This is a genomic window from Yersinia frederiksenii ATCC 33641 (genome assembly GCF_000754805.1).
GTDB classification, from domain to species: domain Bacteria; phylum Pseudomonadota; class Gammaproteobacteria; order Enterobacterales; family Enterobacteriaceae; genus Yersinia; species Yersinia frederiksenii.
This window is the reverse complement of sequence record NZ_KN150731.1, coordinates 436,776-452,100: the sequence shown is the minus strand read 5'-3', so window position 1 is coordinate 452,100 and position 15,325 is coordinate 436,776. Positions and strand designations below refer to the sequence as shown.

Here is a 15,325-nt window from a genome sequence, read left to right as displayed (position 1 = left end):
CCTTTATTCAGCGGGGCCGGCTTTACGGCCTGGTTGTGCATCGAAGCTAATACCGGTCTTTCTCCGGCTATCATCGCCCATTAGGTAGAGATACAGTGGCATAATATCAGCGGGTGTTTTTAACTTGTCAGAGTTTTCGTCTGGGAAAGCACTCGCCCGCATTTGAGTACGGGTCCCGCCGGGATTAATGCAATTAACTCGCAGATTACTGTGTTTATATTCCTCCGCCAGCACCTGCATCATACCTTCAGTGGCGAATTTTGATACTGCGTAAGCCCCCCATTCAGCACGCCCTTGGCGACCGACACTGGAACTGGTGAACACCAAAGAGGCGCTGGGAGATTTAAGCAGTAATGGCAAAAGTGCTTGAGTTAGCATAAAAGTTGCATTGACATTCACTTGCATAACATCTTGCCAGACTGCGATATTTTGATCGCACATTGGGACAACATCACCCAATAAGCCGGCATTGTGCAAAACGCCGTCTAAATGTGATATTTGACTGCTGAGAGTCTGAGCCAATTGCTGGCAATCTTGCAGTGTTGCATGCAGGAGGTCTAACACCATAACCAAAGCGGGATGGCCACCGGCTTCGGCAATTTGCTGCTGCACCGCAACGAGCTTACTTTCTGTTCTGCCCACCAGAACCAAACGCGCACCAAAACGTGCGTAAGTCAGCGCCGCTTCGCGACCGATACCATCGCCTGCTCCCGTAACGAGAATAGTACGATTATCGAGCAGGTCATCTTTAGGTTGGTAATGCATAATTATTCCTCTTTCTGGCGGCAGGGTTTTGATTTTTGCATGCCGCGATATCTCTTACATTCTTATATTTAAGCGAAACCAATGCAATTTTTCATTTGCGCAAGACGGCGGCCTATGGGTTCGCTAGAATGCAGGTATCTCTTTAATAGCAGATGAATAAAGGCGGTATTTGTGGAGTTATTTTCTCTGTACGGACTGTTTCTCGCGAAGGTGGTGACCATTGTGGTTGCGATTGGTGCGGTAGTATTACTGATTGTCAGCCAAGGAATGAGAAAACAAGGGCAACGGGGAGAACTTAATCTGGTTGACCTGGGGGAGCAATATAAGGAAATGCAGCGTGAAATGCGGTTGGCGCGCATGAATCATGCTGAACAAAAAGCCTGGAACAAAGAATTTAAAAAACAGCAAAAATCCGATCAAAAACTCAAAAAACAGCGAGCCAAAGCGGGCGCCGTGGCGACAGGGAAGCCCTGTCTGTATGTGATTGATTTTAAAGGTAGCATTGATGCACATGAAGTGACCTCACTGCGCGAAGAAATTTCGGCGGTACTCGCGGTAGCCACTGCACAGGATGAAGTGTTACTTCGGCTCGAAAGTCCGGGAGGCGTGGTTCATGGCTATGGTCTGGCGGCTTCCCAGTTGGAACGTTTGCGCCATAAGGGCATACGTCTGACGGTGGCGGTAGATAAAGTGGCTGCCAGCGGGGGGTATATGATGGCCTGTGTGGCTGACCGCATTATAAGCGCGCCTTTTGCGATTATCGGTTCTATCGGTGTGGTTGCACAGATACCTAACTTCCATCGTTTACTGAAAAAGAATGATATTGATGTAGAGCTGCATACTGCGGGTGAATTTAAGCGGACTCTCACGTTATTTGGTGAAAATACTGAACAAGGGCGTGAGAAATTCCGCGAAGATCTGAATGAAACACATCTGTTATTCAAGCAGTTCGTTCAGCAGCAGCGCCCCTCTTTGGACATTGATGCTGTTGCAACCGGTGAACATTGGTTTGGGACACAAGCCAAAGAGAAAGGATTGGTCGATGCTATTGGTACCAGTGATGATTTACTGATAGCTGAAATGGATAACCATGAAGTCATTGGTGTTCGTTATTCTCGCCGTAAACGTCTCATGGATCGTTTCACCGGTAGCGCGGCAGAAAGTGTTGACCGCTTATTATTGCGCTGGTGGCAGCGGGGTGAAAAACCACTGCTATAACCTGATATGACATCAATGTTGTAGGATAAAAGCAGGGGGCTTAGCCCCCTGTTACTTTTTGCTCAATAGCTAAACCAGGAAGCAATAAAAAGTAGAGCAATCTGCTATTAATCGATTAAATGATATTTAGCAGACAAAACGTGCGCCAGATGTTTAAACATATTAAATACCGCAGTCGTTTTTGCCGTTGGTAAACCCTCTGGGTCGAGGAAGAATTCGCCGCGAAATACTAATACTGAACCTTTTTGCTCAACTTCTGTGGCCTGCATACCTTGCAGATAATCTTCATGTTGGCGAATAATCTCATTAGCTTCTGCCAACAATTTATTACGCTCAATAGGTGCTGTGTTTACGAACATTATATTTCCTCACAACAATCATATTTCCTCAAAACAAGGTAATTTCTCTTACCTATTGTACTGCGGGTTAGCATTTGTTCGCAAACCGACTAAGGTTTATTCGAGCCATTGGTGGCTTTATCACCACAGTTGGATAAATTCAGATTACGAGCTAATTAGGTTGCGTGGCGCTTTTTATCAGGTACAGTGTGGGATTTTATACTATTAGGTGGAAGGTTTTGTTGACGCCATCGGTTTTCTTGATGCTATAAGTGGTGCGGAATTCACAACTGTTGTTCTGAACATAGGCAACGATTTTGCAGGGTAGTCAGGCCTGTTTGGCATGACTCTTTTGTAGCTCCGATCAAAAAAACAGGTTGATCTCCTGAGAAAGTACCGCAATATAAAAAAGAGATACAGAATGCTGCGGTACGGCAAGATAAAAACCTTCTTTTAGAAGAAATAATTTAGGTAAAGGTAATTATGGGTAAAGCTCTCGTAATAGTTGAGTCCCCGGCAAAAGCCAAAACTATTAATAAATACTTAGGGAATGACTACGTGGTTAAGTCCAGTGTCGGTCACATTCGTGATTTGCCGACCAGTGGCTCAGCCAGTAAGAAGAGCGCTAACTCAACTGAAGATAAAGCCAAGAAAGCCGACAAACCCAAGACTAAAGTCAAGAAAGACGAAAAAGTTGCCTTAGTTAACCGTATGGGTGTCGATCCTTATCATGGCTGGAAAGCGCAGTATGAAATTTTGCCCGGCAAAGAGAAAGTGGTTGCCGAGCTTAAAGCATTAGCTGAAAACGCCGACCACATCTATCTCGCAACCGACCTTGACCGCGAAGGAGAGGCCATTGCCTGGCATTTGCGGGAAGTGATTGGTGGTGACGATAAGCGTTTTAGCCGTGTGGTATTTAACGAAATTACCAAGAACGCCATTCAACAGGCGTTTAATCAACCTGGTGAATTGAATATCAACCGGGTTAATGCCCAGCAAGCCCGTCGCTTTATGGACCGGGTAGTGGGTTATATGGTTTCGCCACTGCTGTGGAAAAAGATTGCCCGTGGCTTATCAGCAGGGCGCGTACAGTCGGTTGCGGTGCGTTTGGTGGTTGAGCGCGAGCGCGACATCAAAGCATTCGTTCCTGAAGAGTATTGGGAATTGCATGCCGACTTGCTGGCAAAGGGTGAAGTTCCTATTCAAATGGAAGTCACCCATGCCCACGACAAGCCATTTAAACCGGTAAATCGCGAGCAAACTCACGCCGCGCTTAAACTGCTGGAAAATGCCCGCTATAAAGTGCTGGATCGTGAAGATAAGCCGACCAGCAGCAAGCCGGGTGCACCATTTATTACTTCTACCTTGCAACAGGCTGCCAGTACCCGCCTGAGTTTTGGTGTGAAGAAAACCATGATGATGGCGCAGCGCTTGTATGAAGCGGGGCATATTACCTATATGCGTACTGACTCCACCAATTTGAGTCAGGATGCACTGACGATGGTGCGTGGCTATATTGGCGATAATTTTGGCGATAAATATTTGCCATCCGCGCCAAATCAGTACAGCAGCAAAGAGAACTCACAAGAAGCGCATGAAGCTATTCGTCCTTCTGATGTGAATGTGCTGGCTGAACAGTTAAAAGATATGGAAGCCGATGCCCAGAAGCTGTATCAGCTGATTTGGCGTCAGTTTGTAGCCTGTCAGATGACACCGGCCAAGTATGATTCCACCACACTGACGGTGCAGGCAGGCGATTTCCAACTGCGTGCTAAAGGCCGTACCTTGCGGTTTGATGGTTGGACCAAGGTGATGCCCGCACTGCGCAAAGGTGATGAAGACCGCACCTTACCCGTGATTGAAGTGGGTAGTAACTTGGATTTACAAAAGCTTATTCCAAGCCAGCACTTCACCAAGCCACCGGCTCGATACAGTGAAGCATCGCTGGTAAAAGAGCTAGAAAAACGCGGCATTGGCCGACCGTCCACCTATGCGTCGATTATTTCGACCATTCAGGATCGTGGCTATGTACGAGTAGAAAACCGTCGTTTCTATGCCGAGAAAATGGGCGAAATCGTCACCGACCGTCTGGAAGAAAACTTCCGCGAGTTGATGAATTACGACTTCACGGCGCGCATGGAAAGTGGTTTGGATCAGGTAGCCAACGATCAGGCTGAGTGGAAAGCGGTGCTGGATGGTTTCTTCGCCGAATTCAGTCAGCAGCTTGAAAAAGCCGAAAAAGATCCTGAAGAGGGCGGCATGCGTCCAAATCAGATGGTCATGACCAGTATTGATTGCCCAACCTGTAGCCGTCCAATGGGGATTCGTACTGCCAGCACTGGCGTCTTCTTAGGATGCTCTGGTTATGCATTGCCACCTAAAGAACGTTGCAAGACCACCATTAATCTGGTGCCAGATGCTGAAATTCTGAATATCCTGGAAGGGGATGATGCGGAAACTAACGCATTACGCGCCCGCCGCCGCTGTCAGAAATGTGGCACCGCAATGGACAGCTATCTGATCGATAACCAACGTAAATTGCATGTTTGTGGTAATAACCCGGCATGTGATGGTTATGAGATAGAAGAGGGCGAATTCCGTATCAAAGGGTATGAAGGCCCTATTGTTGAGTGCGAGAAATGTGGTTCTGAGATGCACCTGAAAATGGGGCGTTTTGGTAAGTACATGGGTTGTACCAATGATGAGTGCAAAAATACCCGTAAAATCTTGCGCAGTGGTGAGGTTGCACCACCGAAAGAAGATCCGGTCCCGTTGCCAGAATTACCTTGTGAAAAGTCTGATGCCTATTTTGTGTTGCGAGATGGTGCTGCAGGCGTCTTCCTGGCGGCCAATACCTTCCCTAAATCGCGCGAAACCCGTGCGCCATTGGTAGAAGAGTTGGTGCGTTTCAAGGATCGTTTACCTGAGAAATTACGTTATCTGGCCGATGCGCCAGTGACGGATAAAGAGGGTAATAAAACGCTGGTGCGCTTTAGCCGTAAAACCAAACAACAGTATGTTTCGTCAGAGAAAGATGGCAAAGCCACCGGTTGGTCTGCTTTCTATATCGATGGCAAATGGGTTGAAGCTAAAAAATAAGTGTCTTATTGAGCATGTGGCAGTATCTAACTGGATTAACTGCCACTATGCTGCAAAGTGAAACACCGAGTCATGCAACTGAAACCAGCCTTAATGGCTGGTTTTTTTTATTGGGCTAATCTATCCAAGTGCTTTATAGTCTTAGTTAATCCGTTGATACTATCAATCTTTAACGGCTGTCTGCATTTATCAAAAACACGATTATTGTTTAGGCTAATACTCGAAAGCTAAGGTTGTTAATAGCAAAAGTATACACGTGGGTACGTGTCAGTGATTTAGGCGAAAAAAGCCGCTAATATCGCTGCAATGTTATCGGAGAGGGTGTATACAGTTCCTGATGAAATGATATAGTGGTTATATAAAATATTTTTTTATTCCCTAATGTTATTATAAGGTCAATACTGACCACTTTGGCATCATGCAGTTATGGGTTTCAGTGAATAACTCCTCGGTGTACCGGGTGATACCGATATACCAAACTGTGGCTTTCCCCGCAGTGTTTAACCTAGGATGGTATAGATATGAAATTGCAGCAGCTCCGCTATATTGTTGAGGTGGTTAACCATAACCTTAACGTATCTTCTACCGCTGAAGGCCTTTACACCTCGCAACCTGGGATCAGTAAACAGGTGCGGATGCTGGAAGATGAGCTGGGTATCCAGATTTTTGCCCGCAGTGGTAAACATCTTACTCAGGTCACCCCTGCAGGGCTGGAAATCATCCGTATCGCCCGTGAAGTATTATCAAAAGTTGATGCCATTAAAGCCGTTGCCGGTGAGCACACCTATCCCGATAAAGGCTCTTTGTATGTGGCGACAACCCATACTCAGGCGCGCTATGCACTGCCGAATGTGATTAAAGGCTTTATCGAGCGCTACCCGCGTGTTTCATTGCATATGCATCAAGGTTCACCAACACAAATCGCTGAAGCCGTTTCCAAAGGGAGCGCCGATTTTGCTATTGCAACAGAAGCACTTCATTTGTACGACGACCTAATTATGCTGCCGTGCTATCACTGGAATCGTGCGGTGGTTGTGAAGCCCGATCATCCTTTAGCGGGCAAAACACATGTCAGTATTGAAGAGCTGGCCGCCTATCCTATTGTGACTTATACCTTTGGGTTTACTGGGCGTTCTGAGCTGGATACTGCGTTTAATCGCGCAGGCCTCACACCACGCATTGTCTTTACTGCCACTGACGCAGACGTGATTAAAACCTATGTAAGGTTAGGGCTGGGAGTGGGGGTTATCGCCAGCATGGCAGTCGACCCGATTCAAGACCCTGATTTAGTGACGGTAGATGCACGAGATATCTTTACTTACAGCACCACCAAAATTGGTTTCCGCCGCAGTACCTTCCTGCGCAGTTATATGTATGATTTTATTTTGCGCTTTGCACCGCATTTAACGCGTGATGTAGTAGATAAAGCGGTAGCCCTGCGGTCGAATGATGATATTGAGGCGATGTTTAAAGATATTAAATTGCCGACGAAATGATTCTTCTGTACTAATAATTCAAGCCACCTTGTTTTAGGTGGTTTTTTTATTTATTTAGTCAAAAATTGAAAGCCAGCTAATCTTATTTTATCTATATTGAAGTCAATGACTATTGGGTAGAGTCGAGTTAAACCAATAGAGGCTATATTCAATGGTAATTGGAGAACAGCAATGGACATCATAACAACAAGATTACTCCCTGCGTATATAAATCAAGGTGCTCATGAATGCATAAAAGAAATGGATAGAGGGGGGGCACCTCCTTCTCCAATTATTAAATTCGACCAGGTTAATCAGGATGTAAAAGAAATTCCAACTTCCGCCGAGAGATTTATATCGAGAAATAATATCTATCCACTAAGAGAAAATAATCTATCGCCGAATAAGTTAAGTGCTACTCAATTCACGCAAGAGAATATAGATATAAAAAAACCTTCAGTTTCCGCTGAAGATTTTATGTCGATAAAAAATAGTTATCTACAAAAAGAAAATGATGCCATAGCGGATAAGTTAACTAAATTAAGTGAAATAATTACTCAACAGATAGAAAACCCAATGATTGATAAGGCGGTTAACAAGCAACTGAATGAATTACGTGCAGATAAAAAGTTGAGATTTTATCCTATGCACCCAAGTGTGAGTGCCATGAATTTTGATTTTGATGTCAAAAATAATCTGATCATGCACCATACCCTACAATATGATAAGTATGCTGAATGTAACTCTGACGGAGAAATAAAAGAAATACATGAGACATATCAGGGTGATGAACCTTTTGTTAGAGTGGATTTGATCGTTAAATTTACGCCTAATGGTGAGATATTAACAAAAGATAATGTGTTAAAGATTAAATTTCACGGCTGTAGTGATGAGTTGAGGCCTATATTTGATCTAAGAAGTTTGTGGGATAAAATATGTGACTTTTTTTCAAAATTACTTTCTGTATCCTCTAATACAATAGATATGAAGTATACAGCACCCAACTTAAAAGAAGATGTTGTTGATATAACTAGCTCGAAAAGAATGAATGAGCATGAGTATACGATCGGTGATCCTGAGTATCAAACCTTATTACAGAAAACATATACCAACACTATGAATAAGATTAAAGAAATTGAGATAGAACCTTTGAATAAAGATATGGAAATCTTGACAGAAAAAATAGAACGACTTGGAGAAAAATTATCCAGTAACTTTAAGGAAATGAGAGAAATGACGAAAGGGGGCTTGAGAGATAATTAAAGGAAGTCAAAATTTGTCGCCTGAATTCGATCAGGCTCTGAGTGCTTATCATCGTTTGCACCTATCGCTGCCAGTAATCGCCATTGTTGCCAAAATGTTAATGTTTCTTTGTGTTATATTTAATCTAGACCTCATAATTTCAAGGGAATAGCCTTGTTGAGATGAATGTTGTTTAGAGCACTTATAAGAAACAATGGAGGCGCTATGTCGTTGGAACTGCGAAAAACGAGTATGGCTAAGTTGGTCGCCCTTAACCACGAATATCACTACTACAGCCTGCCGCAATTGGCGGCAGTGCTGGGGGATATCGACCGATTACCTAAGTCACTGAAAGTGTTATTGGAAAACTTATTGCGCCATCTGGATGGTGAGCAAGTTAAGGCAGAAGACCTTAAAGCTATTGTCGATTGGCAACAAACCGGTCATGCCGATAGAGAGATTGCTTATCGTCCCGCTAGGGTACTGATGCAAGACTTTACCGGTGTGCCGGCAGTCGTGGATTTGGCGGCAATGCGCGAGGCGGTGAAACGTCTGGGTGGCGACGTCGCGCAGGTTAACCCACTATCCCCGGTGGATTTGGTTATTGACCACTCAGTGACGGTTGACGAATTTGGCGATAAAGCCGCATTTGGTGAAAACGTGCGCTTAGAAATGGAGCGCAACCACGAGCGCTATATTTTCCTGCGCTGGGGGCAAAAAGCTTTTAGCCGCTTCCGTGTCGTCCCACCGGGTACTGGAATTTGTCATCAGGTTAACCTTGAATATCTGGGGCAAACAGTCTGGCATGAGCAGCAGGGCGGTAAGCAGGTTGCTTATCCAGATACCTTGGTCGGTACCGACTCCCACACCACCATGATTAATGGCTTGGGGATTCTGGGGTGGGGCGTCGGCGGGATTGAAGCTGAGGCAGCGATGCTGGGTCAACCGGTCTCTATGCTTATCCCTGACGTGGTCGGTTTCAAAATGACCGGCAAAATGCGCGAAGGGATCACCGCGACCGATTTGGTATTGACGGTCACGCAAATGCTGCGAAAACACGGTGTGGTGGGTAAGTTTGTTGAGTTCTATGGTGATGGGCTGGCTGATTTACCGCTGGCAGATCGCGCCACTATAGCCAATATGTCACCGGAGTATGGCGCGACTTGCGGCTTTTTCCCGGTAGATGATGTCACTTTGGGTTATATGCGGCTAAGTGGTCGCAGTGATGAGCAAATAGCCTTGGTTGAGGCTTACAGCAAAGCGCAAGGACTATGGCGTCATCCAGGGGATGAGCCGGTGTTTACCAGCCAGTTATCGCTGGATTTGAGCACGGTAGAAGCCAGCCTGGCGGGGCCGAAACGCCCACAAGATCGGGTAGCATTGCCTAAAGTTCCTCTGGCATTTAATGCATTTGAACAGCTGGAAGTTAACAGTAAGAAAGACAAAGTCAGCCATGTTGGCTTCACTCTTGAGGGCGAAACTCATGAGCTGCAGCAGGGCGCGGTAGTTATCGCCGCCATCACCTCGTGTACCAATACATCGAATCCGAGTGTGCTGATGGCTGCGGGCCTGCTAGCGAAGAAAGCTGCAGAAAAAGGCCTTAAAACCCAGCCTTGGGTGAAAACGTCACTGGCTCCTGGTTCTAAAGTGGTCACTGAATATCTCAATTCGGCGGGCTTAACGCCTTATCTTGACCGCTTGGGCTTCAACTTAGTGGGTTATGGCTGCACGACCTGTATTGGTAACTCAGGCCCATTGCCGGACCCAATAGAAAAAGCCATCAAAGAAGGGGACTTAACCGTGGCGGCGGTACTTTCTGGTAACCGCAACTTTGAAGGTCGTATCCATCCATTAGTCAAAACCAACTGGTTGGCATCACCGCCGCTGGTGGTGGCTTATGCACTGGCTGGGAACATGAATGTCAACCTGGCTCAGGATTCGCTGGGTAATGACCCGGATGGTCAACCGGTCTATTTAAAAGATATCTGGCCAACCGGACTTGAGATTGCCAAAGCGGTTGAAGAAGTGAAAACCGAGATGTTCCGCAAGGAGTATGCCGCGGTATTTGATGGTGATGAAGATTGGCAGGCCATTCAGGTTGATAGCACCCCTACCTATGATTGGCAGAGTGACTCAACATATATCCGTTTACCACCCTTCTTTAGTGATATGAAAGCCTTACCGGAGCCGGTTCAGGATATCCACCATGCTCGTATTCTGGCGATTTTAGCCGATTCAGTGACCACCGACCATATTTCGCCCGCCGGCAATATCAAGCTCGATAGCCCTGCAGGCCGCTACCTGCGCGATCGTGGGGTAGAAATTAAGGAGTTCAACTCCTACGGCTCCCGCCGGGGTAATCATGAAGTTATGATGCGTGGGACTTTTGCTAATATTCGTATTCGCAACGAAATGGTACCCGGAGTTGAAGGGGGCATCACCCGACATATTCCATCGCAAAATGAAATGCCTATTTATGATGCGGCGATGCGTTACCAGCAAGAAAATGTGCCGTTGGCGGTCATTGCCGGTAAAGAGTATGGTTCCGGCTCCAGCCGTGATTGGGCAGCAAAAGGGCCACGATTGCTGGGGGTAAGAGTGGTAATTGCTGAATCATTCGAACGTATTCATCGCTCAAATTTAATTGGCATGGGGATCCTGCCGCTGGAGTTTCCAGCGGGTGTAGACCGCAAAACGTTAGGCTTGACCGGCGATGAAGCGATCAGCGTCAGTGGCTTGCAGAGTTTAGCTCCGGGGCAGACTGTTGCCGTGACGATAACTTATGCTGACGGACGTCAACAAACAGTTAATACCCGCTGTCGTATCGATACTGGCAATGAATTGGTTTACTTCGAGAATGGCGGCATTTTACATTATGTGATCCGCAAAATGCTGTAATGAATGATATAGATGAGTGACGGTGTCACTTTTCATATGCTCAGCAAAAATTAGGCGAATAAAAAGGGTGGTTGCAAGACCACCCTAATATTTGCTGAAAGCAGCATTTTCTGATTACGCGAGTAACAGGGCTATTTAGTTAATAAATGGCCCATTTTAGCGGCTTTAGTGGCCATATAATGTTCATTCTTAGGGTTCTGGCCAACAATCAGCGGAACACGTTCGACGATATTGATCCCCGCTTGTGACAGGATCTCAACTTTTTTCGGGTTGTTGGTCAGCAAACGCACGGCTTTGACACCAAGTAATTTGTACATATCAGAACACAAGGTAAAGTCGCGCTCATCGGCGGCAAAGCCGAGTTGGTGATTGGCTTCAACGGTATCAGCCCCAAGATCCTGCAAAGCATAGGCTCTAATCTTATTCAGTAAACCAATATTCCGGCCTTCCTGACGATGGTATATCAGCACGCCACGGCCTTCTTCAGCAATGTGTGCCAGCGCGGCTTCTAACTGAAAACCACAATCACAACGCAGACTAAATAAAGCGTCGCCCGTCAGACATTCAGAATGAACACGGGATAGCACCGGCTCATCTCCGCTGATATCACCAAAGATTAAGGCCAGATGATCATGACCTGTGGCCAGCTCTTCAAAACCGACCATCAGAAAATCACCCCAAGGAGTAGGTAATTTGGCTTCTGCTACACGTTTTAGCTGCATCTTGCTGTTCATATTATCACTTCAGACCCTAAGGAAGATTGTCGTGCACCCTAACGTGAATGCCCGCTATACCCTGTATATTGGGGTATAAGGTTAAATAAAAAGTATCTCCGCGATCATTATTAGCTATATTGCCATAACTTTTGACTCACTGCTGTTCAACAAAGCAGCAAGAAGGTAAGAGTGAATGTCAGGCTGGGATTTATTTCGACAGTGACAAAAATTTATTTATATTATCAATGGATAGCGTAATTGATATGTTATAGCTATAGCTGCAATTAGTACAATCACCATAGGTTAAGTGTTGTGGATATCGCCAGCAAGAAAGGATCTCAGATGTGGAATATAGCAAAACGAATCACAGTGGGAGCACTTATTTTGCTACTGCCAACCGTTGTTATTTGGCTTTCCGGCTGGCAGTGGCAACCCGGTAACCATGTTGGCTGGCTAAAAGGTCTTTTTTGGCTGACCGAAACAGTGACGGCCCCTTGGGGAATCGCCACCAGTGTATTATTAAGCGGTTGGTTCTTATGGTGTTTGCGTTTTCGAATCAAACCTGCGGTGGGGTTGTTGGTGATTCTGACGGCTTTGATTGTATTGGGGCAAGGTCTCAAATCGCTGATCAAAGAACATGTGCAGGAGCCTCGGCCATTTGTGGTGTGGCTTGAAGCTGAACATCACATTGATAATCGTTTTTTCTATTCGCTACCGCGTGCTGAGCGTAGCGAATTAGTGAAACAACAACTACAGAACCAATCTATTATTCCACCGTGGTTGAGCAACCATTGGCAATTTGAAACCGGTTTTGCATTTCCTTCCGGACATACGGTTTTTGCTGCCAGTTGGGCATTATTGGCGGTGGGATTGTTATGGCCACGGCGGCACTACAAAACGGTAATTTTGCTGATGTTATGGGCACAAGGTGTCATGATAAGCCGCCTGGTATTAGGAATGCATTGGCCGCGGGATTTGATGGCTGCAACCCTTATTAGTGCTTTATTAGTCGCCATTGTGTGCAGTTTGGTGCAACGCTGGTTTGGCCCATTAACCATTGTGGCGCAAGAACAGCAGGAAATCGAAAAACGTGATCATGGGGAAAGTTAAGCAATGAGTTATTATTCGCAGTTAAGTTGCTTAAAATAATATCTATTGAGCACCGGTTCGGCGCTTTATCTTGGCGTAGGGTTTCTTTGCTGGGTGAGGAAGTGCTAATTTATTAAGTAAGGACGCCACATTTTTGGCATAATTCATCAGGTTGATTCGGCCTTTAGGAAAAAACGTGAAATATTTGCTGATTTTTTTGTTAGTACTGGTGATTTTCGTGATTTCAGTCACGTTAGGGGCAAATAACGATCAGGTCGTTACCTTTAATTATTTATTGGCTCAGGGCGAATATCGAGTATCGACGTTATTGGCAACGCTTTTTGCGGCAGGTTTGGTTCTGGGATGGATTATTTGCGGGCTTTTTTATCTGCGTGTGCGAATTTTATTGGGTCGCGCAGAGCGGAAAATTAAACGCCTTGAAGCACAGCTTGCGCCGTCAACTGAACCCAGTGTTACTGCAGCCACACCCGCTGTCAGCAAGGAATAATTTTCTATGCTAGAAATGCTGTTTCTGCTGTTACCGGTCGCTGCCGCCTATGGTTGGTATATGGGGCGTAGAAGTGCTCAGCAGGATAAGCAGCAGGATGCTAACCGTCTGTCTCGTGAATATGTCGCCGGGGTTAACTTCCTTCTCTCCAATCAGCAGGATAAAGCGGTTGATCTGTTTCTTGAAATGCTAAAAGAAGACAGTTCAGCCGTTGAGGCACATCTGACGTTAGGCAATTTGTTCCGCTCCCGCGGTGAAGTTGACCGTGCTATCCGCATCCATCAGGCCTTGATGGAGAGTGCCTCCCTGACATTTGAACAGCGCTTACTGGCGATTCAGCAACTTGGCCGTGATTATATGGCGGCGGGTTTATATGATCGCGCAGAAGATATGTTCAACCAATTGGTTGAGGAACAAGATTTCCGGCTGGGGGCATTACAGCAATTATTAATCATTTATCAGGCAACCAGTGACTGGAACAATGCCATCGAAGTGGCTGAAAAACTGGTCAAAATGGGTAAAGACAACCAGCGATTGGAAATTGCCCATTTTTATTGCGAACTGGCGCTGCAAGCCATGGGAAGTGATGATCTGGATAAGGCCATGGGGTTGCTGAAAAAAGCAGCTTCTGCTGATAAACAGTGCGCCAGAGTCTCTATCATGCAAGGGCGGTTATATCTTGCCAAAGGTGAATACGCGAAAGGCGTTGAAGCACTGGAACGAGTGCTAGAGCAAGATAAAGAGATCGTAAGCGAAGCATTACCTATGCTGAGTGAATGCTACCAACATTTACAACAACCCGAGGCTTGGACTAATTTCCTTAAACGTTGTGTTGAGGATAATACCGGAGCCACGGCTGAATTGATGTTGGCAGAAATTCTTGAGCAGCATGAAGGCCGTGATGTGGCGCAAACCTATATTAATCGCCAGTTGCAACGTCATCCAACCATGCGTGTTTTCTATCGGTTGATGGATTATCACTTAGCTGATGCCGAAGAAGGACGGGCGAAAGAGAGCCTGCTATTGCTGCGTGATATGGTTGGGGAGCAAATTCGGACTAAACCGCGTTATCGCTGTCACAAATGTGGTTTTACAGCCCATTCCCTCTACTGGCATTGCCCATCTTGCCGGGCATGGGCATCGGTTAAACCGATCAGAGGGTTGGATGGGCAGTGATGAGTGTGGAGGCGAGAGTCATCGGGTGAAGTGAATCACCCGATTGGCATAGATAAGGAGGTTATACGTTATTTTTTCTTTTGAGATGTTTTCACGCCGTCTTTCAATAATTGCCGCAGTTTCTTCAACTCTTTCTGACTCAAAGGCTGTTCTGAAATTTCTTCTACACCTTGGTTATCAATCTCACTGTGATGTAATTTGGCATCTTTACGGCTGCCTTTACTACTTTTAACATCAACCTCAAAGCTTTTTTCTAATCTTTCGCATACTTCGGTACTGAGGGAAAATTGTTTTTCTAAGGCGGCCGCTTTGATTTTCTCTTTTAATTCCAGAGGGATTTTAATGGTTAAGGTAGATATTTCGCTCATCATATAACCTTCAACTTAGGGGAAAATACCAAGCTAAGCGAGGGAAGGAGAACTGTCTAGGGGATAACACGGCTGTCACAAAAAATTCACATTAGAATGTGCAAAAAGAGCGCAAAAGCGCTCTTTTAAGCTGCGACACAGACTTAACCAGGGAGGGAATAACTCACTTAACGATAAATAACTGCGGTGCCGTGTAGCTTGTCATTACCGCCAGCAGAGGTAATCAGGAAAGATGTAGCGCCGGCCGCTTCAGCCTGCTGTGCCAGCCTATTTTCTAAATCAGTCAGTGTACTGGCATTGCTGGCAGAAATAGCGCCAATTTTATTCAATCCAGTTGATTGAGTATGCTGAATCTGTGTTGCAGCAATAGTGGCAAATGAGGCTAAAGAGAGAACCAATGCAGGGGCGATGTATTTGATGATTTTCATGTGAA

At 45.7% G+C, this 15,325-nt stretch carries 13 protein-coding genes; 8 read left to right on the top strand and 5 right to left on the bottom strand.

Translation table 11 applies throughout. The features are described 5' to 3' along the window. Positions 1 to 3: 3 nt before the first annotated feature. Positions 4 to 765, bottom strand: coding sequence for a YciK family oxidoreductase (locus tag DJ58_RS19320; RefSeq protein ID WP_004712153.1), 762 nt, complete (start codon positions 763 to 765; stop codon positions 4 to 6). A 171-nt stretch (positions 766 to 936) separates the two neighbouring features. Between DJ58_RS19320 and sohB the strand changes: the two genes are divergently transcribed. Beyond that, the gene (gene sohB / locus DJ58_RS19325; RefSeq protein ID WP_032911886.1) at positions 937 to 1,983 is read left to right on the top strand and encodes a protease SohB; all 1,047 of its coding nucleotides are present in this window, start codon (positions 937 to 939) and stop codon (positions 1,981 to 1,983) included. Positions 1,984 to 2,090: 107 nt separating this feature from the next. On the opposite strand, the gene DJ58_RS19330 is transcribed toward sohB, so the two are convergent. Then, a complete protein-coding gene (locus DJ58_RS19330; RefSeq protein ID WP_004712148.1) occupies positions 2,091 to 2,342 on the bottom strand; it encodes a YciN family protein in 252 nt (83 codons plus the stop codon). Between the two features lie 462 nt (positions 2,343 to 2,804). On the opposite strand from DJ58_RS19330, the gene topA reads away from it, so the two are divergent. The 4 genes from topA to acnA all read left to right on the top strand — a co-directional run bounded on the left by topA (position 2,805) and on the right by acnA (position 11,035). After that, entirely contained in the window at positions 2,805 to 5,420 is a 2,616-nt protein-coding gene (gene topA, locus DJ58_RS19335; protein ID WP_004712146.1) for a type I DNA topoisomerase, read from the top strand. 521 nt (positions 5,421 to 5,941) lie between these two features. Next, on the top strand, positions 5,942 to 6,916 hold the full coding sequence (cysB, locus tag DJ58_RS19340; protein ID WP_004712144.1) for an HTH-type transcriptional regulator CysB: 975 nt from the start codon (positions 5,942 to 5,944) through the stop codon (positions 6,914 to 6,916). A 171-nt stretch (positions 6,917 to 7,087) separates the two neighbouring features. Then, on the top strand, positions 7,088 to 8,158 hold the full coding sequence (locus tag DJ58_RS22120; protein ID WP_004712141.1) for a hypothetical protein: 1,071 nt from the start codon (positions 7,088 to 7,090) through the stop codon (positions 8,156 to 8,158). Positions 8,159 to 8,362: 204 nt separating this feature from the next. Then, positions 8,363 to 11,035, top strand: coding sequence for an aconitate hydratase AcnA (gene acnA / locus DJ58_RS19345; RefSeq protein WP_004712138.1), 2,673 nt, complete (start codon positions 8,363 to 8,365; stop codon positions 11,033 to 11,035). Between the two features lie 131 nt (positions 11,036 to 11,166). On the opposite strand, the gene ribA is transcribed toward acnA, so the two are convergent. Further along, positions 11,167 to 11,757, bottom strand: a complete 591-nt coding sequence (ribA, locus tag DJ58_RS19350; protein WP_032911883.1) for a GTP cyclohydrolase II — start codon at positions 11,755 to 11,757, stop codon at positions 11,167 to 11,169. A 336-nt stretch (positions 11,758 to 12,093) separates the two neighbouring features. On the opposite strand from ribA, the gene pgpB reads away from it, so the two are divergent. From pgpB to lapB, 3 genes are all read left to right on the top strand, one after another. Next, positions 12,094 to 12,861, top strand: coding sequence for a phosphatidylglycerophosphatase B (gene pgpB, locus DJ58_RS19355; protein WP_032911882.1), 768 nt, complete (start codon positions 12,094 to 12,096; stop codon positions 12,859 to 12,861). A 175-nt stretch (positions 12,862 to 13,036) separates the two neighbouring features. Beyond that, positions 13,037 to 13,348, top strand: coding sequence for a LapA family protein (locus DJ58_RS19360; RefSeq protein WP_004712130.1), 312 nt, complete (start codon positions 13,037 to 13,039; stop codon positions 13,346 to 13,348). A gap of 6 nt (positions 13,349 to 13,354) precedes the next feature. Continuing rightward, entirely contained in the window at positions 13,355 to 14,524 is a 1,170-nt protein-coding gene (lapB, locus tag DJ58_RS19365; RefSeq protein WP_004712128.1) for a lipopolysaccharide assembly protein LapB, read from the top strand. A gap of 68 nt (positions 14,525 to 14,592) precedes the next feature. On the opposite strand, the gene DJ58_RS19370 is transcribed toward lapB, so the two are convergent. Next, entirely contained in the window at positions 14,593 to 14,892 is a 300-nt protein-coding gene (locus DJ58_RS19370) for a hypothetical protein (RefSeq protein WP_032911880.1), read from the bottom strand. Positions 14,893 to 15,059: 167 nt separating this feature from the next. Beyond that, complete coding sequence (bhsA, locus tag DJ58_RS19375; protein WP_004712126.1) at positions 15,060 to 15,320, bottom strand: multiple stress resistance protein BhsA; 261 nt, start codon at positions 15,318 to 15,320, stop codon at positions 15,060 to 15,062. Between the last annotated feature and the right edge of the window lie 5 nt (positions 15,321 to 15,325).

Bases quoted from the DNA above. Each gene is read 5' to 3' on its own strand.
- DJ58_RS19330 (WP_004712148.1), bottom strand. From the start codon at position 2,342: ATGTTCGTAAACACAGCACCTATTGAGCGTAATAAATTGTTGGCAGAA.
- DJ58_RS22120 (WP_004712141.1), top strand. From the start codon at position 7,088: ATGGACATCATAACAACAAGATTACTCCCTGCGTATATAAATCAAGGT.
- lapB (WP_004712128.1), top strand. From the start codon at position 13,355: ATGCTAGAAATGCTGTTTCTGCTGTTACCGGTCGCTGCCGCCTATGGT.
- DJ58_RS19370 (WP_032911880.1), bottom strand. From the start codon at position 14,892: ATGAGCGAAATATCTACCTTAACCATTAAAATCCCTCTGGAATTAAAA.
- acnA (WP_004712138.1), top strand. From the start codon at position 8,363: ATGTCGTTGGAACTGCGAAAAACGAGTATGGCTAAGTTGGTCGCCCTT.
- DJ58_RS19320 (WP_004712153.1), bottom strand. From the start codon at position 765: ATGCATTACCAACCTAAAGATGACCTGCTCGATAATCGTACTATTCTC.
- bhsA (WP_004712126.1), bottom strand. From the start codon at position 15,320: ATGAAAATCATCAAATACATCGCCCCTGCATTGGTTCTCTCTTTAGCC.
- topA (WP_004712146.1), top strand. From the start codon at position 2,805: ATGGGTAAAGCTCTCGTAATAGTTGAGTCCCCGGCAAAAGCCAAAACT.
- cysB (WP_004712144.1), top strand. From the start codon at position 5,942: ATGAAATTGCAGCAGCTCCGCTATATTGTTGAGGTGGTTAACCATAAC.
- pgpB (WP_032911882.1), top strand. From the start codon at position 12,094: ATGTGGAATATAGCAAAACGAATCACAGTGGGAGCACTTATTTTGCTA.
- ribA (WP_032911883.1), bottom strand. From the start codon at position 11,757: ATGCAGCTAAAACGTGTAGCAGAAGCCAAATTACCTACTCCTTGGGGT.